Source organism: Alteromonas sp. C1M14 (genome assembly GCF_018860965.1).
GTDB lineage: Bacteria > Pseudomonadota > Gammaproteobacteria > Enterobacterales > Alteromonadaceae > Alteromonas.
In genome coordinates this window covers 49694-73210 of sequence record NZ_JAHKQF010000009.1, presented here as the reverse complement: position 1 = coordinate 73210, position 23517 = coordinate 49694, and the positions used below count along the sequence as shown (strand labels likewise).

Genomic DNA, 23517 nt, shown 5'->3' with positions numbered 1-23517 from the left:
CCGCAGTTGAAACGGGTGCCTGGCTTACGCCTTCTCAGGCAACGCTTTTAGAAAAAGCCCAGTGGGTTGATGTCATAGCTCACCAGCATGTTTTTGGTTTGCTGATAATGATCTAACATCATTTTGTGGTTTTCGCGGCCAACACCTGACTTCTTGTAGCCACCAAACGCGGCGTGAGCAGGATAGGCGTGATAACAATTCATCCAAACCCGACCGGCTTGAATACCACGTCCCATACGGTAGGCGCGGTTGGTGTCACGAGTCCACAAACCTGCCCCTAAACCAAATTCGGTGTCGTTAGCAATGGCCAAGGCTTCGGCTTCGTCTTTAAAGGTTGTGATACCAACCACAGGGCCAAAGATTTCTTCTTGGAACACCCGCATGTCGTTGCTGCCTTTTAGCAACGTAGGTTCAATATAGAAGCCTTTGCTGAAGCCCTCGATATTGGCAGGGCCACCGCCAATGAGCACTTCTGCTCCCTCTTTTTTACCCAGCTCTAGGTAGCCGAGAATTTTGTCATACTGTTCAGCAGAAGCTTGCGCACCCACTTGAGTTTCAGTATCCAGAGGGTTACCGCGTTTAATTTGCTGTGTGCGAGCTACTACAAGTGAGATAAAGTCGTCGTACATATCTTCTTGGATCAGTGCTCGAGAAGGACAAGTACACACTTCACCTTGGTTAAAGAAGGCCAGAACCATACCTTCAACACACTTGCTCAAGAATTCGTCTTCTTGCTTCATCACATCGCTAAAGTAAATGTTAGGTGATTTACCACCCAGCTCTACGGTTGATGGAATGATGTTTTCCGCTGCACATTTGAGAATGTGTGCGCCAACGGGGGTGGATCCGGTAAAAGCGATTTTGGCAATCCGAGTGCTAGTGGCTAACGCTTGACCTGCTTCAGCGCCATATCCATTAACAATATTAAGTACACCTGGAGGTAACAAGTCACCCACAATTTCAGCGAACACAAGTATTGACGCTGGGGTTTGTTCCGCAGGCTTAAGAACAACACAGTTACCAGCAGCAAGGGCCGGCGCCAGTTTCCATGCCGCCATTAACAGCGGGAAGTTCCATGGAATGATTTGGCCAACAACGCCAAGGGGTTCGTGGAAATGATAGGCAACGGTATTGTTATCAATTTCGCTGATGCCGCCTTCTTGAGAACGCATGCAGCCGGCGAAATAACGGAAATGGTCTGCAGCCAATGGTACATCAGCATTCAGAGTTTCACGCACGGCTTTACCGTTATCCCAAGTTTCTGCGACCGCGAGAGCTTCGAGGTTCGCCTCAATGCGATCGGCAATTTTAAGAAGTATGTTAGAACGTTCGGTGACAGAAGCTTTGCCCCACGCTGTTTTAGCTTTGTGAGCGGCATCGAGTGCCAATTCCACATCTTCAGCGGTTGAACGAGGAATGGAACAAAAAACTTCGTTGTTCACCGGCGAAACGTTGTCGAAGTACTGACCTTTAACTGGGGCGACCCATTCGCCACCAATATAATTGCCGTATTGTTCTTTGAACGTTACTTTCGAGTCTGGTTGTCCAGGTGCTGCGTAGATCATAATTATTACTCCGGTTTTCAATTTTTAAAAGCGTTGCCAGATGCCGGGTTTCAGCTTACAGAGTAATCAGTGTGCCCTGTTGCTCCGGCCCCGGTGACCGGAAATTTGTGTCCTGGTTTTCTCTGGCAATGAAAGCCAGGGCTTAGAAATTCACAATGCCGCCAATAGCAATGCTGTCGGTATCTTCCGTGGCATCACCAATGGAAATTTCGTTCATACTGTATTCAAGGACGAAGGTCACATTACTGTTGATGTTGTAAAACCATGCAGCCTGTGTCGCGTCCATTTCCCACGGTGTTTCTGTTTCTACTTCGGTGTTGCCGTAGGACAGAACAAAACGGTTACTCCCTGTTTTGTAAGAGCCTTGCACCAGATACCCGCTGCTTTCTACTTCGTCACCGGCTTCATACAAAAGCCCTTGTAGATCTAATGCGTTATCTGTGGGGCCAAGTAAAAATCCGATGGCATCGCCGCTAAAACCAGAGGCATGTAAGGCAAAGCCACCCATGTTAATTTTTGCGCCATAAGAAACGCCGTTAGAGTCCACATCTCCTTGGGTATCGCTTTCGGTGGTTTGATTTAAAAATCCAACCCAAGCGTTAAACATCCCGTCGTCAAATTTGGTGGTATAAGTTAATTCTGCTTCGATACGAGGGCGACTTTCTTCGCTTTCCCGGTTAGGGCCATCGTCAGAAGAGGTGTTAGACGGGTCAATAAGTCCTACCGCTAACTTAAATCCGCCGCCAAATTCTGGCGAGCGATACGTAATCTGTGCTGTTGGGAACGGGTAGGTATAACCACTACCAATGTTGCCAAAAGACACGCCTTGGCCATCAATCAGCCCTAAGGTGTCATTCACGTTCCCGTAGCCTTGCAGCATCTCATCCATAAAAATGTTGCTGCGGTTAAACAGGGTGAAATCTTTACCAATCAGTATTTCGCCCCAGTCTGCGCCCACGGTGGCGTAGAATTGTCTGACATCAATACCGGTAGACGTAATGCCTGAATTGCTGTCGTTAATACTGACCCAGAATGAACTGCGTCCACCCACTTTGAGGCCATTGATCTCTTTGCTGAAATTCATTCCCAGCCAATTGGGTAAAAAACCCATTTTCACGCGAGATTGGTCTCGCTCAATTCCGCTTATTTCGCTGTCAGTACTGCTATTTACGTAAAAAGTGTTAAACGACGCGTCCACAGAGACAGTGCCCACATCGTTATCATCAAATAAGGTAATGGCGCCGTATGAGGTGGTGCTCACGAGGGCGGTTAATGCTAAGGCAACGGGTTTTAATTTAAGGCGTATATTTTGGTTGTTCATGTGTTCTACCTTTTTAAAATTAGTTTTTTATTTGGTTGAGCAACATGAACTTCGATCCCGGGTCGCTCTCACCCATGCTTCTGATGCGTTGTCAGAAGACTGTTGTGATGTGTATCGAGTATTGTTGTCAGGGACAAAATTGAAAACTCCCCGATAGGGTCTTTTCCGTTACACTTTAGTCTTTCGCGATAATGACACCATCGTATTGGTACTAAAGTACTGGGCATGTTACTGACTTCAGGTTGGGTTAAAGAGTAGTAAGGAAATAGCCCATAATAGACCTCGAAAATAGCTTCTCTGGCTGGGCGTTTGCACTTACTATTTGTAGCGCATTTATTACAAGGGAATAACGGCGGCTGGCCGCAGTAGAGAAAGGCTAGCTGGCAATGCCGAGTCATCGGCAAAAATATAGGGTTAGTCGGTTTTGTTGTTTAAATGCTAGGTTTGTGCCCCATATCAGCGCCTCATGTCAGTTGATCGCGCTTTTTTTGTTTCCCGTTGTTGTTAGCCTGTAGGGGGTATTGGGCGCGCAGTTTTTCGAGCTATAGCATGCTTGCTTGGCATTCTATAGCTGGAAAAATTGTATTTAAGGATCCACCATGAAAAAAATCGTCGTTGTTGGCGGGGGAGCTGGAGGACTTGAGCTAGTAACACGCTTAAGTAAAAAGCTGGGGCGCAAGGGGAAGGCTGAAATAATTTTGGTCGACCGAAGTCAAACTCACGTTTGGAAGCCTTTACTCCATGAAGTCGCCGCCGGTGTTATTGATAAAAATTCCGATGGCGTTGATTATCGTATGCATGCAGTGCGGCATAAGTTTCAGTTTCAACTGGGTAACATGCGCCACCTTGATCAAGACAATAAGTGCATTGTGCTCGACCCGCTAAATGATGAAGACGGCAATCAAATTCTGCCCGAGCGAACCATTGCTTTTGATTATCTGGTGCTGGCGATGGGCAGTGTGTGTAATGACTTTGGTACGCCTGGCGTGGCCGACCATTGCTATTTTCTTGATTCGCTCTCCCAAGCGGAACGGTTTCACAAAGCCCTGCTCAATCAGTTGTTACGCATTAATCAATCTTGTACCGAGCAATCGGCTTTACACGTGGCCATTGTGGGTGGCGGTGCTACCGGCACAGAATTAGCGGCACAGTTGCATCATGTGGCGAATCTCGCCCGAGCATACGGTATGCCAGAAATGTCAGCGGAACGGTTACAAGTATCCATTATCGAAGCGGGTCCGCGTATTTTACCTGCTCTACCCGAACGTATTGCCGGGTCGGCTAAAAAAGCCCTTACCGATTTGGGGATTAACGTATTGGAAGGCGCCATGGTATCCGAGGCTACGGCGAACGGCTTTGTCACCAAAGATGGAAGTACCATAGACGCCGATTTATTGGTTTGGTCCGCAGGGGTAAAAGCGCCCGATTTTCTTGTGGATATGGGTATTTTTGAAACCAACCGAGCCAACCAGGTATTGGTGAATGAGTCTCTGCAAAGTACGGTGGATGATCATATTTTTGTAATTGGTGATTGCTGTGGTTTTAAGCAAAAAGATGGCTCTTGGGTTCCACCTCGCGCTCAATCTGCGCACCAAATGGCCAGCGTGGCAGCGGAAAATATCATCAGTATTTTCAATGACAAACCCTTGAAAGCGTACACCTACAAAGACTATGGTTCACTGGTGCATTTAAGTCGCTATAGCACAGTGGGTAGCTTGATGGGGGCGTTGGTAAACAGCAGTATGTTTATAGAAGGGCGCTTAGCGCGAATGGTGTATATTTCTTTATACAATATGCACCAGTTCTCTATTCATGGCTGGTTTAAGGGGACCATGACATTATTGGGTCGTAAGGTCAGTAATTTTGTCGGCCCGAAGTTAAAACTCCATTAACCCCTTGTCCTTAGTCTCAGGACGCGTAACCCCATCACCACCTGTTGCGAAGAGCGGGTGGTGACAACCTTGATGTTAATTTTGCTGGCTGTTGGTGGCTACCTGCTCAAATAACTTGGCTTCTTTTAAAAACGCATACATAGCATCAATATACGCGACCACAAGCCCCCGTTTGCCCGACAAAAACTGCCGCTTTAGCAGGTAGACTTTGACAAAAGTGACGGGAAACACCAACAGTAATTTCAACAGCGATGGCCCTTTGTTGCTATTGTATTTTTGCCGAGCTTTGAGGGTTGAGTAGGTATTTTGCTTCGCCATTAGTTGGTCGGTTGAGTTATAGCCGTAATGGGTTACTAAACCTTTCACATCACCCACGGTGGCGTTGGCTGTGAGTTTGACGTTTTCATGCACCAGTCTGTCGGTGGGATAATTTGCTACATCTCGCTTAAATAAGCGTACGATGTTTCTTTTTCCCGCATAAGTCGACATGGGACGGCCCCAAAAAATATCTTCAAAATAAAGACGATATGCATCATGTTGAGGGTTTGACAGTATTTTATGAAGACTGTCGATGTTGGCCTTGGAAAGTACTTCATCGCCGTCAAGATTAAGTAGCCAAGGCTGCGAGCACTGGTTCATGGCAAAGGCTTTTTGTTGAGCAAAGCCTAACCATGGTTGGTGGATCACTTTGGCGCCATAGGCGGTGGCGATGGCCTGGGTTTTGTCGGTACTGCCCGAGTCCACGACAATAATTTCCGTGGCGAAGGTTAACTTGCTCAGCACGTCGGCCAACTTATCTTCTTCATTTAGGGTAATCAGATAAACGCTAACCGGAAGCTTATCTGTCATTATCGGTATCCTTCTGTGCCATTCTTTGCAACGACCATAGCGCAGCGTATTTATGGAACCCATATTGGGCCAAGATCACCGCCATGACAAACCCCGCCTTGCCATCGAGTATGCCGCCGCGCAATATATATTGTTGTAAAAAGTCGGTGAAGAAACGCAAGCTGGCAAAGGCCAGCGAGGCTCGCTTTCCTCGTTTAAATTTGTCCTTTGCCGATAACGAGGCGTAATGAAGATGTTTGGCCACTGCGTGTTCGTAATCTCGCCAACTATAGTGCAAAAGGGGAGAACGCAAGGTGCGTGCTTTGCAATTCGGTAAAATCAGGGTTTCATGTACGCTAGTGTCTTTAAATTTAGCGCCAGGTGCATAAAAAAGCTTGCCCTGAGGAGAACTGTAGCGACCATGCTTTAAGATGGTGCCAAAAAGTACCGTGTGCCACGGAAACTTAATAAAATTAACATCGAGGTTTTCTTCACTGAGCACGGCGATGATTTCGTCTTTAAGTTGTGGCGTGACTTCTTCATCGGCATCAATATTCATCACCCAGGAATGTGAGCACAGCGACAGCGCGCGGTTCCTTTGTGCACCAAAGCCAGGCCAGTCTGTTTGGTAGACTTTATCGGCATAGCGACGGGCTATGGCAACGGTATCATCGGTGCTGCCAGAGTCTAATACGATTAACTCATCGACCCAGCCGTGAACGGATCGTAAGCACCGCTCAATACGGTCGCCCTCATTGCAGGCAATGATAAAGCAAGAAAGCGGGCGTTTAACGGGCATGTACAGCGTTCCTTTCAACAAAGCATGAATATTATAATGTGACGAAAGCGAGTTTTTATGGGTAGTCACTCTGTTAATGGTAAACGTTTTTCGCGGCGAGCGGCAGACTAAGCGCGACAGAGTGCTTACCGGTTGTTGATTCTATAATAACGGTTTCATTACCTTGAAGTGAAACTTTTTGTCTAGGCTTCAGTGTGTTTGGCAAGTTTGTGTGCAAATAATTAGGTTATCACCTGATTTTGAATAGCCCGTAATAAGGTCCCTTGTACTTCTAGGGGAAGCTCGCCAATTTCATCAAGAAACAAGGTGCCGCCATCGGCCAGTAGAAACTTGCCTTGTCGGTCTTCGCTGGCACTGGTAAATGCCCCTTTAACATGGCCAAATAGCTCACTTTCTATTAGGTGCTTGGCGATAGCCGCACAATTAACGTAAACCAGCGCCTTGTTTTTACGGTTAGACTGATGATGGATGGCGCGGGCCACCAGTTCCTTACCCACGCCGCTTTCCCCTTCAATGAGAATGGTTAAATCGGAAGGGGCAGCCAGGCGAATGGTTTTATTCAGTTTTTTTATGGATTCACTATTACCAATCATTTCTGTGGCGTTATGTTGCCCGCCTGCCTGTTCGTTTAATTCCCGTAATATGTTTTGAGTATGTGAGGATTGACTTTCAAGTGTCTCCATACGCCGAGCCGTGGACAGTATCCGTGACACCAGTTCACCAATGACGTCGAGTGCGCCATCGTCGAGTAGGTCAAAAACATTGGGCTCGATACTATCGAGGGTCAGTACGCCCATAAGCTGGGTGTGTTGATATAAGGGTAACCCCATACACGAATGCACTGACATATCTTCACTGTGACCGATGACCATGCCATCGTAGGGATCGGGTAACGGAGAGTCGGCAGGAAATCGAACAACGGCTTTGTGTTGGCATATTTGATGAAGGCGAATTTGAAGGGCGTATGGAGATTGCAGCGGTAAAATCCCAGTTACCGCTGAATGATGGCGAGTTTTATCTGTGTGGCCCTTTACCCTTTATGCTGGGGATAAAACAACAACTGCTGGATGCGGGTGTGGCGGATGATCAGATCCACTATGAATTGTTTGGTCCACATCAGAACCTGTAGTGTGCTCTCAGTGATTAGCGCAGGTTCGTTGCCAATTTAAGCTTGGGATACTTTAAGGCCAACTATACCTGCGCATATTAAACCTAAGCTAACAAGCTTTACCACGTCTGAAGATTCATCGAATAGAAGGATCCCCATGACCGCAGTGCCAAGGGCGCCAATACCCACCCAGATGGCGTAGGCGGTGCCAACGGGTAAGCTTTTTAGCGCCAATCCCAGTAAAATAAAGCTGGCCGTTAAGGAAACCACGGTGAACACCGACGGCCAGAGCTTTGTAAAGCCATCAGAATATTTAAGCCCAACTGCCCAGCATACTTCTAAAACGCCTGCGGCGAACAAAATTAGCCAGTTCATTACTTACTACCTCTCAATTTTGATGGGGCCGTCCCCGATGAAAATTGAGCGGTGGGGTCGTCCCCACATCATACTATTTACTTTCTTGGTGGCATTATTCCTAATTGAGCATAACTTAGCAATCAGGCTGGGCTGAAAAAGTCTGCGGCCCTTTAGTTAGGGGCTAATGGCAAAAGAAACGGCACAATGATCACTTAACATGGCCTCTTCATGCATATCGTCAAACAAATGCACTTGGGGGGGTGACGCAATGGCGGAGGCAGGCATGCCCCCTACAATGATATGATCAATGGGCACAGGATAACGGGGATGACACCCAGTCATCTTGTCAGTGACCAGAATAGGGCTAGGCGTCATGTTTAACAACTCATGGCGAAAGCGATTTTGGGGCAGTGAAAGTCGATGATTAAAATCCCCCATAATAATAAACCGGCCATGGCTTGATTGTTGTTGTGCTATCCAGTTTTCTAAAATGGCGGCTTGATGGCCATAGACTTGGCAGGATCTTTCGTCGCTGGTTTGATAGTCATCGACAAAACAGCCACTTTTTAAATGGACATTTAACAGTGTGACCGGCCCTGTGGGTTCATCGAGGGTAATGGCTAATCCATAGCGCAAACCCGGCATGTCCAAAGCTAAGGCTTCAAAATCATTTACATCGCCAATGGGAAGGGTGTTTTTAACTACAAAAGCCACTTTTTGCTGGGTGGATGTATAGCCAGAACCTCGGCATTCATAGGCGGGGCTGTCGGCTCGGCTAGACAGAATGACTTTCCATTCTTGGGCTGGGAAAATGGCTGCAATGGCTTCTTTAGAGGCCACTTCTTGCAATGCGATAATATCGGCATCTAACGATTTGGCATAGCGTTTCATGGCGTCAAGTTCTGACGGTTGTCTAGGCTTACAGCCGGATAGACTCGGAGACGCAAGGTGTTCTGTATTCCAGGTTGCCACTTTAAGGGGTTGTGGCACAACCTCAGGCATCGGTGTATCAGGAGCGTTAACGTGAAACGTCTCAGTGGAGCAGGATAAAACCAAAAAGCTTGCGGCGATGACAAGCGCGTTTTTTATTTTCATAGTTTGTTGGCCTTCAACCTTCTGCTGCGCCCGGGTAATAGGCGGCTAAAAACGGTACTTCATAGCGGCATGGTTAACCGTCATATTTTTTCTATGTTATAACATAGCCGATACTATTTTGTCTTTATGGGTTTGTTTGTGAAAACGCACCAAGAAGGGAAAATTTACAATCTGTTTAGTTACCTAAAAGGTTTTTTCATGGCGTTAGCAAAATACCTGCGTAGACCTACTGTGTACCTGATAGCCATGGTGTGCGTATGTGCAGTGGTCATCGGGCTAGTTGCGTTTCTCGGTGGGACGAATGTTTATTCGCTTTTCTCTGGCGAAAGTAGCCTTTATAAAACATCGGATACAGCCTTACAGCAGCATTTCGAGGCGCAAGCCCCTCGTGTTATTGGCTGGTCTGAGCTTTTACCGGATGAAGAATACGCGGTGTTCCAAAAGTACCAGTCTAAAAAGGATATTCCCCTTCATGAACAGGTTTTTACTGCGCTGCAGGCCTCGTTCGATGAGCGCTATCAGTCTATGCAACATTCGATGCAAACGGTGCCTGAAATGAACAACTTGTCAGTACAATTAAGCGGTTTTGTGGTGCCGGTAGATACTAATGATGAACGGGAGGTGCTGAGCTTTTTTTTGGTGCCTTACTTTGGTGCTTGTATACATTTTCCACCTCCCTCTCCAAATCAAATGGTCTATGTGCGCACGCCGGGGGGACTACAAATAGATGACATTGAAAACCCTGTTTCTGTCACCGGTATATTAAAAACCTCGATGTTTGAAGATCCCATGGGATCCTCGGCGTATCTAATGGATGCCGTGGCCGTGGTACCTTTTGTGGGGCAACCGGATGATGTGCGCCAACATGATGTGCAAACATATTGAGGGTAAGAGATAAAAAGAGAGAAGAGCACACCGCCGGAGGGCCCGGCGGTGTGGATTTCCTATGCCTACTAGTGGGCTTCAGGAATACCTAACCAGCTGATGGCAGCGGGGGTTATGCCAAGTTCTATGTCGCCTATAACTTCGGCATCATCCAAGTCAATAGTTAGCACGTGGCCTGCGATAGGGTCTGCAACATAAGCAAAATGGCCATTTTGTGAAATTGCCATGCTGAAACTGACCCCTTCAGGCATGAAGCTGAGATCTTCGTCACTAATATCTACCCGAGACGTTAACTCCCAATGATCATGGTCATCGTGGGCATGGGCCGTTAAGACAGAAAGGTACCCTTGATCATCTAAAATCAAAAAGTGCTCGCCGTCGTAGGAGAAGCCATAGCTTACCGGTGTTGCGTCGGTTTCAGGTTCCCAGTCAACCGCTTCCATTTCGCCATGTGATGGGTCAATGGCCATAATGATGGCGCCACTTTCACCATATACGGTGGCAATACCGAAAAAGGTATCGGTATCGTGGTGGGCGTAAACCGTACCAATACGGGCGTCAGCGACGAGGTCATCGGTATTAGCAATTTTGGCAGACTCATACTCTTCATCATGAGCGTGTAACGCCAGTACACCGTCGCTACAACCAAAAACAGCATAATCATCATTTACCGCTGAGCCATGTAAATCTGGACATTCGCCAGCAAACAACTGTTCTTGCTCATATTCACCGTCGTGTAAATGATAAATCGCGATACTGTCAGGCAAAATTGGGTTAGCAGAGATCGTTTCACTGTCATCCCGGCGAAAAGTGGAAATAAGCATGTCGTCCACCGGCTTTGCCACACCGTGCATGTTGACGTCAAAAGTCAGTGTAGGCAGAGTATCTGATTGTGCTGCAATATTGGTATCGGAAAGCACCGTTACCGATGAAACTTGGCTGCTTTCTGCGTCGCCATCAAAAAAGACTGCCATCTGACCATCATGGGTGACCACATGTGTGGGTAAACTGCCGGTGAGGATGAAATCAGACATGGCGGGAGCCTGCGCATAGTCATGCAAGTGTTCAACATGGTCTTCTTGCCATAAGCCACCATCAACAAATTCAACCAGGTCGTTTGACCGGCTAGCGAGCACCGCATAACGATAGCCCGCAGAGCTGCTCAGTGCACTGCCTGAATAGGTTGCTGAAAAGCTGTCAAGTAAGTCGCCGTCGTCTAGGTCGTATATAGCTAGGGCGTTAGAGTCGGCATCTAAAACGGATAGCCGGCCCAAGCTTTCAATGGCGTACTCATCATCACTATGGTCGTGATCATCATCATCTTCACCCACAATCGGATCTTGTTCTACGATATTCGTTTCTGCGTCACCACAACCGGTGAGTAAAATCGAGCCGATAAGCACGGCCAAATAACTTAATTTTTTGCTTGTGTTCATTGTTGAGTTCCTTTTAATCGTATTTTTGAAAAATTTAGAAGTAGCCTCTAAGGCCTATTCCTATGCTGCGTCCAGGGCGTGGCGCCAGATCTTTCAAAAATGAAGTGTGAACACGGGCTTCCGTGTCGGTAAGATTGGTACCTTTTAAATACAACGACATATCTTGTTGTAGTACCGTCATATCGTAAGTCACCACGGCATCCACTAGGGTGTAGCTATCAGTCGTGGTTTCGTAGTCAGCGATGCGGTCTTGTTCACTGTAGTGGGTGATGTCCAAATGAGCGCTGTATGTTTCTGTTTCGTAGCTCAATTGGGTACCAAAACGCAGTGGTGGTGTGCGTGGTAGCTCGCCACCGTTTTTCAAGCGAGCTCTAACATAATCAGAGAATACTTGCGCTTTGAAAGCGTCGGTAACTTGCCATGCAACCTGAGCCTCGAAACCATGCAGAATGGCATCATCGGCTTCAAATAAGTAAACAGGAAGCTCATCGGTATGCTCATCAGTTTCGACTTCTGTTTCCTCATGGTCATGATCATGACCACTTTCAGCAAATAAGCCGGTGTTCGTTTGATAGTAGTAATTATCTACCTCGTTATAGAACAGGTTAAACACAAAACCGATATCGCCGGAGGTTTTGCGAAAGCTGATATCGATATTATTGGCGGTTTCCAAATCGATAGGCTGTTGAGACAAGGCTAAGGCGCTGTCATGATCATCAGAGAGTGCGAATAACGCGCCTATTTCGTACGAGCCCGTACCAATATGAGGTCCAAAGGATAATAACTCAGAAGCTGAAGGTGCTCGCTGCGAACGAGATACAGACAATGCCACGTTGTAGCCAGGGGTGAAGTCCCACACGATACCGGCAGATAAAGAGACCGGCGTGAAGGTTTGGTCTACCGCGAAAACACGGGTAAGACTGGTTTCTTCCTCGTGATCATGGTCGTCTTCATCCTCTTCTTCTTCATGACTGTGGGCACTAAGTTGAGGTAACAGCACATTGGGGGCGTCTAACGTTACCCGTTCAATTCTGGCGCCTAGTTGAACAAGAAAATCACCAAAATGCCGTTCTTCCATTAAGCCTAGAGCCAGTAATTCGGTTTCTGATGGCGGGGTAAAGGCTTCTTCACCTTGGGCAGATATCTCGGCATTTTTATAATGCAGGCTAATTCCACCATTCCAGTCAGCAATTTTGTTGTGCATCAATTCAACACGCACTTCATTGGTGGTATTTTCAAACAGGGTACCCACGGCACCGAGTTCAATTTCAGCATGTTCGTAATCGGTGTAGCCGGCTTTAAATTGAATTTTTCTAAGCCATTCGCTGTCTATGTTGTACTCACCAAGTAGTTGAACTTTGGTTTGTTCAAGATCGGCATAAACCTGCTCGTCTTCATCAAGATCACCTTCGTCACCGTGGGAGTGACCTGGGATGCCGTATTCACGATCAAATTGTTCTACTGCAACACCAATATAACCCTCTTCAAAAAGGTAGCTGGTGCCTAAGGTAAACCCATGGGATTCTTCCGCGCTGTTGGCAACGGTATGAGCGCCATCTGGATCGTCAATGTCAGGGGCCACAGGGGTGTCATAATCATCGGATTCCCGCCAGTAGCCGTCGGCGTAAAAGCCGATATTGTCGGTGCCAGTAGTAAGGTTAAATGCGCCGAGTTTCTGATTATTAACGGAATCTGTTTCCAGTAACCATTCACCTCGTGTTTCACTGCTGGTGGGCACTCGACCATCCACGACATTCACCACGCCGCCAATGGCGCCACTGCCATAGAACAATGTTGCAGGACCGCGAAGTACTTCTATCTGTTGTGATGTGGACGCTTCGGAGGCAACCGAATGGTCAGGCCCCACTCTTGATACATCACTCACATCTAAGCCGTTTTGGGCAATTAGAACACGGGGGCCGCTTAAGCCGCGAATGATGGGGGTGCTAGCCACATTGCCGTGAAAGTTACTTTGTACACCGGGCTGTTTTTCTAATGTATCGCCTAGCGTGGCGGCTTGTTGGCGACGTAAGGTTTCTCCCCCTAGTACACTTACCGGTGCCGCTGATTCCATAATAGACATGTGCATGGGCGATGCCACGATGTCAATAACTTCGATGGGCGAGCGTTTCAGATAAAAAGACACCGGCACCGTGCCGTCGTCGTTAATTTGTACGGTTTGATGTAAATGGGCATAGCCTGGCGATACAATGTGAAGTATATACTCGCCTTGCTCAAGCCCAGGAAGGGTAAATTTACCATTCTTATCAGCGGTTACTGTGACGTTTAACGATTCGATTTCTATCGTCGCATTTTTAAGCGGCGCACCGTTTTGATTTAACGCTTCGCCGTTAATTGTCGCAGCCATGGAAGTGCAGGGCAGCATTAAGCCCGCTAACACTGCCAATTGGTTCCTATTTTTCATCTCACATCCGTATAGTGGTTCAAAAATTGATTATGTTATATTATAACAAATTTACAATTGCAAGGTTTGTAAACCCTTGAGGGGGGTTGGCTACACGGAAATTGGGGGCAAAGTGAACGGGGTTTCTTTACATTATTAGCAGGTGGTTAGTGCTTTTCTGTGCGGGTTAATAAATAACGGGATTTACGCTGTGCGATGGATTGCGCTTCTTGATTGATGAGGTTTTTAGCATCCATATCAACGAGGGGATGTACGCTGTCCCGTTGAAGATGACCATCTGCTACCATGGATAGGTAGCGGGTGCAGCACACCCTTAAAAACGATGTAAAATTACCAATGTCGTGATCAGCATCAAGGGCTTCAAGATACAGTTTTGAAATGAGTTGGTTGATGGCAAGATCATCACGAAAAGCAATCTCTTGCAGAATATTCCAAAAAAAGGTTTCCATGCGAATGGATGTCACAACCCCGTCAATACGTAATGAACGAGTGGTGCTTTTCCACAAATCGGGATCAGCATTGATGAACAGACCACACATGAAAACCTCCTAGTAGAATTAATGGTTTATAGCAAAGCCATAAACTGACTCAACAACGCAGGATGAGCCGGCCACGCAGGCCCGGTAACGAGTTTGCCGTCGGTGATTGCTTCATCCATTTCAACGCTTACATACGTGGCTCCGGCCAATTTTATTTCAGGCTCGCATGCGGGATATGCTGAAACGTTTTTGCCTTCAAGTACGCCAGCCGCTGCAAGGAGTTGAGGGCCGTGACAAACAGAGCTTACGGGTTTATCGGCATCAAAGAAGGCTTTTACCATCGCAAGAACCTTGTCGTTTAATCTTAGGTATTCAGGGGCTCGGCCACCGGGAATATAGAGTCCATCGTAATCGCTAACATTGATTTGGTCAAAACTGGCGTTGAGTGCAAAGTTATGACCTGGCTTTTCGGTATAGGTTTGATCACCTTCAAAATCGTGAATGGCGGTTTTAACGGTCTCGCCTGCTTTTTTGCCCGGACAAACCGCATCAACACTGTGGCCACAGGCTTGAAGTGCTTGAAATGGAACCATGTTTTCGTAATCTTCGACGAAATCGCCGGTAATCATCAATATTTTGCTCATAACCTTGTCCTGTTAATAATGTGTAAAGTTCACTGTTACAACTTATTCATATGAGCATATCTGAAGCAGTGGGAGGTAATATTATAATACTACATGGGAAAAAAGCGCTGATTGACCTGTAAAGTGTAAACACCAGTACCAGCCTATAAGGCTATAGGCTGGCGGTGTGAAAGGGGACGGCTACTGATAGGTTATATCTTTGGCCGTATAGTCATCGCTGTTCGATTTAATGTTAGGCGTGTTAATCAGTTGCAGGTTGTCGAGTACCGTAATGGGTTCACCATTTGTAAGGTACATTGAAATTGGCGCGCTATCTTTTATGGTCGTATTGCTAATATGAAGGTTCTGAACACCATGAAAATACATGGATGCCGCAGTTCTATGGGTTTTCCCTTTGCCCACATTGGTCAAAAGATTGTCTGTTATCGTTACCTTAGGGCCAAAGGTACTTTCGTCAAATCCGCCCCGGTATACAGTGGCCACTTCTTCTTTGATGTCTTTGAAGGTGTTGCCCGTTAACGTGAGGTTTTCTACGCTGTAGACACCTAAATCTTCGGTTTCTTTATTAAGAGACAGCACGGCACCGGTAATATTGCTCATCTGTGAGTCAATAATTTCAATATAGTCGGCAAAGGTGCCTGGATGGGCCTTAAAGAAATAGAAGTAGCCATTGATATCTAGATCGGTGACTTTCACATTTTTGACCGATAATGCGTAATTAATATTCATGGAATAGCGGCTGGTTCTAATGATGCTATTACCTTTGTAATCCGGCGATGCAGCCCCGTCAAACCAAAGGTTTTCAACTTCCAGTGCCCCGCCGTTTTCAATAACGATGAAGCTGGGCTTTTCAGAACGAATCATGGGCTTGTCACCGGCTTTGGCCATAATGGTAATGGGGTGGTGGACGGTAGCGAAACGAGTGAGTAAGTAGTCGCCGCCATTTTCAAGCACCAAAGTATCGCCGGCGCTGCTGTTTGCCAGTGCCATGGCTAGGGTGTCGATGCCAGGTTTTACCGCAATAGTTTTACCGCTGTTAAAGGCGACCTGATGGTCTTTTTTAGGATAATAGGGGGCGCCGGTGTCAGCTTTTTCGACGGGTAATTTTACTTCGCCAAAATCAATGGCATCCAATAGAGATTGTTCCGGTACATAAAGCCCATTTTCATTTTTATGGATGGCATAGGGGGCAGCTTTAAAACCCGCACCAATAGGGTTGTTAGCATCTTCATTGAGTACATTGCCACTAAATTCTATGCCGGATACATCATCAAATACGGTGATGGGGTTGAGGTTTTGCTTACCCAGCATAATATTGTTTTTCATTTCTGAGGTGGTGGGAGGCGCTGAACGTTCTTCGTCTGCACCCGCACCGAGTTGAATGTAGTCACTGTCAATCACCAGGTTATTGTTCATCACAGATTCAATAACTGGGTCGTAACGGTTAGGCGGTGAATTAGGCACCCCATTCATAATCACTAACGCGCCGCGGAAACGGCGACCGGTTAGTCCGTACAGATAATTATTTTTTACCGTTTGATGTTCATTAATAATACGAATACCACCGGTGTTGGGTTTTCTATTCCCTAAGAAATAGTTGTTTTCTACCGTGGTGTAGTGACCATGGCGCATGGTTAGTGTGCCTTGGGCTTCAAAAAATACGTTGCCTTTAAACGTATTGCCACTGGATTTATTGGAGATGATTTCGTGCTCGCCGCTGGTGCGATCAAAATAATTGTATTGTACTAACGTGTTGGCGTATTCACGGGAGAAGTGGCTGGTGCCAATACGCAAGGTTTCACCACCGTTGGCGCCTAGCACTTGTCGTGGGCCAAAATAGTTATACTCGATGGTATGGTAATTTTTTCTGCTTCCTTCAGAGTTCATCCGTACTGCTACGGTGACGCCACGGTTACGTTTATTAATAAAGGAGTTGTGGTCAATGCGATTGTGCTTGCCGTAAATCGCCACCCAAAGATCAGACAACTCTCTTTCTGGGTGGCTAAAGTTGTCGATAACCGTGTTGGTAAGCCGTGAGTGATTTGCTAGATCATCGGGTGAGGTACGAAATGCAATGACTTCACCGGTGGGGGTGTGCCCATCGGTGAAAAACAGGCCATCAACAACCAGGTATTCGCCAGAAAAACTCAAATTAGAAACCCCTGTGATCTTCACCTTACCGGGGGTCTGGGCTTTAAGGGTTATGGGGTTTTCTTCGGTTCCCGAGCCTGTGAGCACCAATTCTACGTCGTGCCATTCACCGTTTGCCATCACAATGGTGTCGCCGGCTTTGGCTTGTTTAACCGCGGCGTTAAATTGATCAATGTTTTTTACTATCTGGGCCATGCCCACTTGATGAAACGCCAGCAATAACAGGGCGATAAATGATTTTCGGATTTGCAACCTTGGCATTCCAAACATAGCTAATTTCCTCTTTTTCGGTACCGTACTTGGGAAAAATCCATTTCAAAAGTGACGGTGTCAGATAACCTTTTGAATATAGTCGATTGCTTTATCAACAACCGTTTCAACTGGGTCGGATACATCCACGGTGAGCCCGTAGTCGGGTAGCTCTAATGTGGCTAATTGTGTGGCGAGTAAGCGGCCATCAAAAAAGTGGTTTTCTCTGGCAGACAGCCGTTGTTGGAGTAACTCAGCACTCCCAGTCAGCATTATCCATTGAACGGGGAGGGTTCCGTGGTGGGTTAACACGCCTCGGTAACACTCTTTTAAAGCCGAGCAGGCAAGTACTGCACCTTTAAGGTGCTGATATTGGGTCAGCAGGGCGGCAAGCTTTTCAAGCCATGGCCAGCGGTCTTCATCGGTGAGGGCCAATCCAGACTGCATTTTGTTGATATTGGATTGGGGATGAAAATCATCCGCGTCGAAAAACGGTAAGTGCAGATGCTCGCTAATGGCTTTGCCAATGGTGGATTTTCCGGTACCGGATACGCCGGCCACAATAATGATCATCAATGCCACCCCTTAGATTTGTTCCGCAATGGCGATGACACCATTAACCGAAATGATAATGGCAAACAATAAGGCCAGGCCAAGTACGGTGTTTAGTAACTTCCCTGGAGTATAGCCTTTCATTAATTCCCGCTTGTTTATCATGATTAATATCCCTGCCACCACTAACGGTAGAACAAAAACATTAAATACTTGGGAAAGAATTTGCCCTTTTATGGGATTAAACCCGAACACGGGAATAATCAGCGCCACAATACAGGCAATACCGGTAATGATTCTAAATTGTTTTGAATTGGTATCGAGCTTACCGGAACGGTAGTCGGCAATGAGCAAAGGGGCAATTAAAAGACACGGGAATACCGAAGACAGGCCCGCGGCTAGGGTGCCGAAAAAGAATACGGTTAAAGCAGTTTTACCGGCGATGGGTTCTAAGGCATTAACCATATCTAATACGTGGGTAATTTTTTTGCCTTCGTGAAATAACGCACCTTGGGCCACGGCCATCACGGACGCGCTAATGGCAAAAACTAAAAACGCAGCAACAAAGGCATCTTTCTTTTGCTGTTTTAAGTTGGCCAATCCCCAGCCTTTACCTTGAATAAACAAGGGGCGAGAAAGAAAGGTAGCCGCTGCCATGGTGGTGCCTACAAAAGCGGCAACCATCATTTTTCCGCCTTCAACCTGGGGGATTGACGGTACAAAACCGGCCACCACTTCCGCGGGCATGGGGTGAACGATAAACAGGGAAAATACAAAGGAAAGCCCCATACAGGAAACAAACATCACCAGGATTTTTTCAAACAAGGAGTACTTACCAATTAGCATAATGGCGTACATAATGCTGATGACACTCACAGCGATGCCCAGCACTAATTCGTATTTATAGGGCTTTAACGAGGGGGCATAGAGGGCAAGCATTTCGAAAATAATATTTGAGGAAATACCTAAAATACCCATCAATGAGTTCCACTGGCCGAATGTCACCCCCACGATAATCAAGATGGCAATAGGTCGGCCGAATTTGATGTGTTTTTTAAAGCTGTATAACGCTGTTTCGCCAGTCACGATGGCGTAATTGCCATAGGCATAGATAAGTGCGCCGGAAAACAAACAGCTTAAAAATAATACCCATAGCAAATCCATGCCATAGGTGCTACCCGCAACAATCATGGATGTCACGCTGCCTGTACCTATGGTGTAGCCTATGGCAAAAAACGCAGGGCCGAACGCCATAATCTTTTTCAAAAGTGATGACATCTTGTTACCTCTGTTTTTGTTATGAATTCTAAGGGGGGGCGAAAATGGCTTACGCCATATACACGCCGCCATTGATGTCGAGGGTGGCCCCAGTAATAAAACCGCTATATTCCGACGCTAAAAAGGCGACAGCCCGTGCAACGTCCAATGGGTTACCGGCGCGCTTTAACGGAATTTCACTGATGGTTTTGTTGGCGGATTCATCGGTAGTGTGAGTAGCATGGAAACGGGTGCCAAGAATAAGACCGGGTGTCACTGCATTGACCCGAATATCATCAGCGGCCAGTTCCGATGCCAATGAACGGGTGAAAGTAAGTACAGCCCCTTTTGAGGTGGAGTAAGCTAAAGAGCCGCCATGGCCGCCCTTTCTGCCGGCAAGAGAAGACAAATTCACAACAGATGCGCCGTCTTGAGCTTGTTGTAAAAGCGGTAACATGGCACGGCTCACCATCATCATGGAAGTGACATTCACTGCCATCACTTTTTCCCAAAACGTGTTGTCGATATCGTCTAGGGTGTGTCGTTCCACCAGATCACCGGTGTTATTTACCAACACATCTAAACAAGTAAAATGCTTTTTCACTTCATCAGCGAAGGCGTTCACGGTGTCTTTTTTGGTGAGATCCGCCTGTAATGGAATGATTTCGCCCACCCCATTGGCTTTCACTTCTTTTTCTAGTTCTTCCACCGCATCCTTAGAACGGAAGTAATGCACAATAACCCGAGCGCCCTGGGAGGCAAGCTCTGCTGAAATAGCGCCACCGATACCGCTGGCACCGCCAGTTACCAAGACATTTTTACCAGATAATGAGTTCATATTTGTATCCACCACCGTATTAGAAAGTCGTGTTTAACCTTGGCTGAGGCACTTTTTTTGTGGCATTTCTAGCGCAAAACTGAAGTGCAGCCGATGGGCTTTTATACCGGGCTAAACCGTTTTAGTTGCCCAGTAAGCTAACATAGGAAGTTACGTTGTCAACGGTAAAAGTAAATGAAATGATACATCAAGCCTTTATTTTGTTAACGATCTGGTTGCATTCTAATGGTAAAAAATCCTTTTAATACAGTGGTTAATCTATCTTTTGTAAATTTTATGAGAAATATTTAAAGGTATTCAGGATTGGTGGTGGAGTTTTTGGATGGATTTTAACAAGGGGCCTGTGTTGTGATACCAAAAAGGGTAAAAAATAATAATTGAGTATTTTCATGGGGTTATCATTTGTTAGCGTAAAAATGTTTTAAAAAAATGAACTTTTTTTGACACAACTGTTGACGCAATTACGATAAAATGTAACTTTATTGTTAATTTCCTGGCTGACCAGGAATTTTTTTACCGGCTAGCTAAACCGATTTAGTAGACCGGTTTACTAGAAAGCAGTAACTTCACATGAGTAAGCAAGGACATGTGGTGCATGTGAAGTGGCAGCTGACCAGCTTTTGGAGAAGCAACATGAATAACAACTTGTCTAAACTTACTATTGCCATTTTATCTGCCACCACCGTGGGGATATCGATGCCGTCTTTTGCCCAGGAAACGCAGAACCCACAAGTATCTGATTCCTCAGAACCGGTAGAAGTTATTGAAGTGCGAGGCATTGCAAACAGTATTGCCGAATCAGCACGATTAAAGCGTTTTGATTCTCGCATTGTGGATGCCATTGTTGCGGAAGATATTGGTAAGTTACCGGACAATAATATTGCAGAGGCGCTCCAGCGCATCACCGGGGTTTCCATCAGTCGAGACTTTGGTGTTGGGGAATCGGTGACCATTCGTGGTATTTCACAAAACCGTGTGGAACTTAATGGCCGTTCTACTTCGGGAAGTGGTCGTGGTGGTATTAGTTTAGATGATTTTCCTTCAAGCTTTTTGAAAACCGTGGAAGTGGTTAAATCGCCCACACCAGAAATGATCGAAGGCGCGCTCGGCGGCACCATCAATATGACCACAGTGCGTCCATTGGAGTTAGAAGAGCCCCTAGTGGCTATTACATTGGATGGTGAATATGCTGATAAAGCGGAAAACTGGGCGCCCATGTTTACTGGCGCTGCCGGGAGAAATTGGGATTTAGGGGATGCCGGTACGTTTGGCGCATCAGTGGTGGTGTCTTATCAAGATCGCACCTTACGCCGAGACCAATTTTTCAATCTGGTTACGCCCACCGAGCTTGACTTAGATGGCGATGGTACTAGCGAAGAAGCCAATAACGCCGGTGGCAACTTCTTGGTACGTAGTCAAAACACCGTTGAACAAAAAACAGAGCAACGTGAACGTACGGCAATCGGCCTGTCGTTACAGTGGGCACCAAAAAATGCTGACGGCTTTATTTATCTAGATGTTAACTCTACGGATCTAGATGGTGGGCAGGAAGCCTATTCGGTGCTGAACGACAGTAAAGATTATTCCGATCTGGTGTTAGACGATGCCTATGGTGATGCCCAAGGCCAGTTGCAAAACTTTGGCTCTGGGAGTGTATTTGTACAGCCAAAAACATGGGCCGATTTCACTACCAATGAGTCTATGTCAAATGCGCTAGGTGGTGAGTGGTACATTACCGATCAACTGAAAATTTCCGGTGAAGTGGCCTATACCAAATCTGAGAGCTTACGTACTAACTCAGAATTTAACTTACGACCCATTTCTCGCTCTCAATTTGAAGAAGACGGCACGATAACCGAGCATTTGTTTACACTTACCATGACTCAAGATGGTGACAAGGTGCCGGGTGTCGCGTTTTCTGATCCTGATGCCTTACTTAATCCGGATAATCTGGCCATCCGTCAGTTTACCCATCAGCGTTACAATGAAGATAATGAAGAAACCGCCATTCGCTTTGATGTGGAATATACCGAGCCGTTCGCCAGTTTAGGCTTTCTTACTAAGATTAAAGCGGGTGTGCGCACCACTGACCGAGACTACGAATTAGACCGATACGATCTTCGTGTTAACGGTAGTGAGCTGAAAAACCTGCAAACCAGTGTCTCCTATGATGGTGTCATCACGCCAATTTGGGTGGATGAGTTTAATGAAGCCTACGGCGGGTTTAAGGAAGTCAATTATAGTAACTCTTTTGAGCAAACCGGCATTTCCGGTAGCAATGCTCTTACCCATTACTATGTTTATGATGGCGCTGAATTAGCTTACAACATCAATGGTACCTTTGATCGGGTAAAACAAATGTTAGCAGGCAGCAGTCATGAGATCACCGGTTCTTTGGACGACAACATGGTGCGCAATACGGGTTCCTATGCACAAATTAGTGAAGAAACACGAGCCTTGTACACCCAGTTCCATTTAGATTTCGATCGCTTAACCGCAGTGGTAGGGGCCCGTTATATCGAAACGGATTTAACGTCTAATACCTATGATCAAAGTGGCACCAATGAGTATTCAGATTTTCTGCCTAGCCTAAATGCCACCTATACATTAACTAACGACACCATTTTGCGCTTTGCCGCAGCCAAGGTCATGCGTCGTCCTGAATTTGGTGAATTAAGTCCGGCTATAAACGTAGATAACTCATTGGTTACCGGTACCCAAGGTTCTTATCAACTAGACCCCTATCGAGTCACCCAGTATGACCTGTCAGCGGAGCATTACTTCGGTGAAGGGGGCATGGTATCGGCGGCGCTTTTCTACAAAGACGTAAAGTCGTTCACTGTGTCTAGCAGTTCTTGTATGGCCGATTCAGATACGGTGGCCGGACAAAACGTGACCGAATACGTTAACGTGTGTTTGCTTGATGTGGCAGGCGTTAGCCAAGCCAATGTGAACTATGTGTCTGGAGACCAAGACCTAGCCTACGTTGAAGCCCAGCGAGATGCAGGCCTTACCGGTATTGTTATTGATACTGATGTGAATGGCGGTAGCGGTGAAGTGACAGGTCTTGAGCTGGCGTATCAACAACAGTTTAACTTCTTACCCGGTTTGTGGTCTGGTTTAGGGGTGAGTGCGAACTACACCTATGCCGACAGTGAGCAGCCCGATGGAAACCCCCTATTAGATATTTCAAACAATACCTTCAATGGTCAAATTTATTGGGAAAATGAAGGTATTCAACTTCGTTTAGCCTATAACTGGCGTGATAAATATCTCGATACCCAAGATGAAAAACGTGTGCGTCCAGTCGGCGCCTTGGCGACTGGTATCTACAACCGTACGGATCCGGACGCTGCGTATTATGACCCAACGTTAGGTAACAACTATCGTGACGCCAGAGGTCAGTTTGACTTCTCTGCTAGCTACGATGTGAACGAGCATGTCACTGTGGTTGCCAATGCGGTGAACTTGACCGGCGAGCCTGTGACTCAGGTCACTGAACTTGGCAGTATCTGGCAATACAGCGAGTCTGATCGACGCTTTACCGTGGGTGTAAGAGCCCGCTGGTAAGGTTGATTTCCACGGCTAGCAAAGCAAAATTTATAGATAAGATGGCAGTTAACCTCTCCCTTCAAT

Annotated in this window: 19 protein-coding genes; 4 read left to right on the top strand and 15 right to left on the bottom strand. The window is 46.5% G+C overall.

Annotated features, from left to right (window positions below):
• Positions 1-47 precede the first annotated feature (47 nt).
• Both KO501_RS07940 and KO501_RS07935 read right to left on the bottom strand, forming a co-directional pair.
• On the bottom strand, positions 48-1565 hold the full coding sequence (locus KO501_RS07940) for an aldehyde dehydrogenase family protein (RefSeq protein WP_216029123.1): 1518 nt from the start codon (positions 1563-1565) through the stop codon (positions 48-50).
• Between the two features lie 142 nt (positions 1566-1707).
• Entirely contained in the window at positions 1708-2886 is a 1179-nt protein-coding gene (locus KO501_RS07935; protein ID WP_216029122.1) for a porin, read from the bottom strand.
• 599 nt (positions 2887-3485) lie between these two features.
• Here KO501_RS07935 and KO501_RS07930 point away from each other — a divergent pair.
• Positions 3486-4778, top strand: coding sequence for an NAD(P)/FAD-dependent oxidoreductase (locus tag KO501_RS07930; protein ID WP_216029121.1), 1293 nt, complete (start codon positions 3486-3488; stop codon positions 4776-4778).
• A 75-nt stretch (positions 4779-4853) separates the two neighbouring features.
• On the opposite strand, the gene KO501_RS07925 is transcribed toward KO501_RS07930, so the two are convergent.
• The 3 genes from KO501_RS07925 to KO501_RS18465 form a co-directional block, all read right to left on the bottom strand.
• A complete protein-coding gene (locus KO501_RS07925) occupies positions 4854-5627 on the bottom strand; it encodes a glycosyltransferase family 2 protein (RefSeq protein ID WP_216029120.1) in 774 nt (257 codons plus the stop codon).
• Complete coding sequence (locus tag KO501_RS07920; RefSeq protein WP_216029119.1) at positions 5617-6405, bottom strand: glycosyltransferase family 2 protein; 789 nt, start codon at positions 6403-6405, stop codon at positions 5617-5619. Before KO501_RS07920 ends, KO501_RS07925 begins: the two co-directional genes overlap by 11 nt.
• Positions 6406-6626: 221 nt before the next feature.
• Positions 6627-7253: a sigma 54-interacting transcriptional regulator gene (locus tag KO501_RS18465; RefSeq protein ID WP_289847285.1), complete on the bottom strand. Its 627-nt coding sequence runs from the start codon at positions 7251-7253 to the stop codon at positions 6627-6629.
• A 116-nt stretch (positions 7254-7369) separates the two neighbouring features.
• Here KO501_RS18465 and KO501_RS07910 point away from each other — a divergent pair, with 116 nt between their 5' ends.
• Complete coding sequence (locus KO501_RS07910) at positions 7370-7534, top strand: hypothetical protein (protein WP_216029117.1); 165 nt, start codon at positions 7370-7372, stop codon at positions 7532-7534.
• A gap of 36 nt (positions 7535-7570) precedes the next feature.
• On the opposite strand, the gene sugE is transcribed toward KO501_RS07910, so the two are convergent.
• Positions 7571-7888 carry a quaternary ammonium compound efflux SMR transporter SugE gene (gene sugE, locus KO501_RS07905; RefSeq protein ID WP_216029116.1) on the bottom strand — a complete coding sequence of 106 codons (318 nt, stop codon included), beginning with the start codon at positions 7886-7888 and terminating at the stop codon, positions 7571-7573.
• A gap of 156 nt (positions 7889-8044) precedes the next feature.
• A complete protein-coding gene (locus KO501_RS07900) occupies positions 8045-8965 on the bottom strand; it encodes an endonuclease/exonuclease/phosphatase family protein (RefSeq protein WP_216029115.1) in 921 nt (306 codons plus the stop codon).
• 198 nt (positions 8966-9163) lie between these two features.
• Here KO501_RS07900 and KO501_RS07895 point away from each other — a divergent pair, with 198 nt between their 5' ends.
• Positions 9164-9850, top strand: a complete 687-nt coding sequence (locus KO501_RS07895) for a DUF3299 domain-containing protein (protein WP_216029114.1) — start codon at positions 9164-9166, stop codon at positions 9848-9850.
• Between the two features lie 68 nt (positions 9851-9918).
• Here the strand turns inward: KO501_RS07895 and KO501_RS07890 are convergent, their stop codons facing one another.
• The 8 genes from KO501_RS07890 to KO501_RS07855 all read right to left on the bottom strand — a co-directional run bounded on the left by KO501_RS07890 (position 9919) and on the right by KO501_RS07855 (position 19881).
• Positions 9919-11286: a 5-methyltetrahydrofolate--homocysteine methyltransferase gene (locus KO501_RS07890; protein ID WP_216029113.1), complete on the bottom strand. Its 1368-nt coding sequence runs from the start codon at positions 11284-11286 to the stop codon at positions 9919-9921.
• 34 nt (positions 11287-11320) lie between these two features.
• Positions 11321-13711, bottom strand: a complete 2391-nt coding sequence (locus KO501_RS07885) for a TonB-dependent receptor (protein WP_216029112.1) — start codon at positions 13709-13711, stop codon at positions 11321-11323.
• Between the two features lie 146 nt (positions 13712-13857).
• On the bottom strand, positions 13858-14250 hold the full coding sequence (locus KO501_RS07880) for a ribbon-helix-helix domain-containing protein (RefSeq protein WP_216029111.1): 393 nt from the start codon (positions 14248-14250) through the stop codon (positions 13858-13860).
• A gap of 26 nt (positions 14251-14276) precedes the next feature.
• Positions 14277-14834: a DJ-1/PfpI family protein gene (locus tag KO501_RS07875; protein WP_216029110.1), complete on the bottom strand. Its 558-nt coding sequence runs from the start codon at positions 14832-14834 to the stop codon at positions 14277-14279.
• A gap of 180 nt (positions 14835-15014) precedes the next feature.
• Complete coding sequence (locus KO501_RS07870) at positions 15015-17255, bottom strand: polysaccharide lyase 6 family protein (RefSeq protein ID WP_216029109.1); 2241 nt, start codon at positions 17253-17255, stop codon at positions 15015-15017.
• Positions 17256-17315: 60 nt separating this feature from the next.
• Positions 17316-17807, bottom strand: a complete 492-nt coding sequence (locus KO501_RS07865; protein ID WP_216029108.1) for a gluconokinase — start codon at positions 17805-17807, stop codon at positions 17316-17318.
• 12 nt (positions 17808-17819) lie between these two features.
• Positions 17820-19064, bottom strand: coding sequence for an Nramp family divalent metal transporter (locus KO501_RS07860; RefSeq protein ID WP_216029107.1), 1245 nt, complete (start codon positions 19062-19064; stop codon positions 17820-17822).
• Positions 19065-19113: 49 nt separating this feature from the next.
• A complete protein-coding gene (locus KO501_RS07855; protein ID WP_216029106.1) occupies positions 19114-19881 on the bottom strand; it encodes a glucose 1-dehydrogenase in 768 nt (255 codons plus the stop codon).
• A gap of 633 nt (positions 19882-20514) precedes the next feature.
• Here KO501_RS07855 and KO501_RS07850 point away from each other — a divergent pair.
• A complete protein-coding gene (locus KO501_RS07850; protein WP_216029105.1) occupies positions 20515-23451 on the top strand; it encodes a TonB-dependent receptor in 2937 nt (978 codons plus the stop codon).
• Positions 23452-23517: the final 66 nt, after the last annotated feature.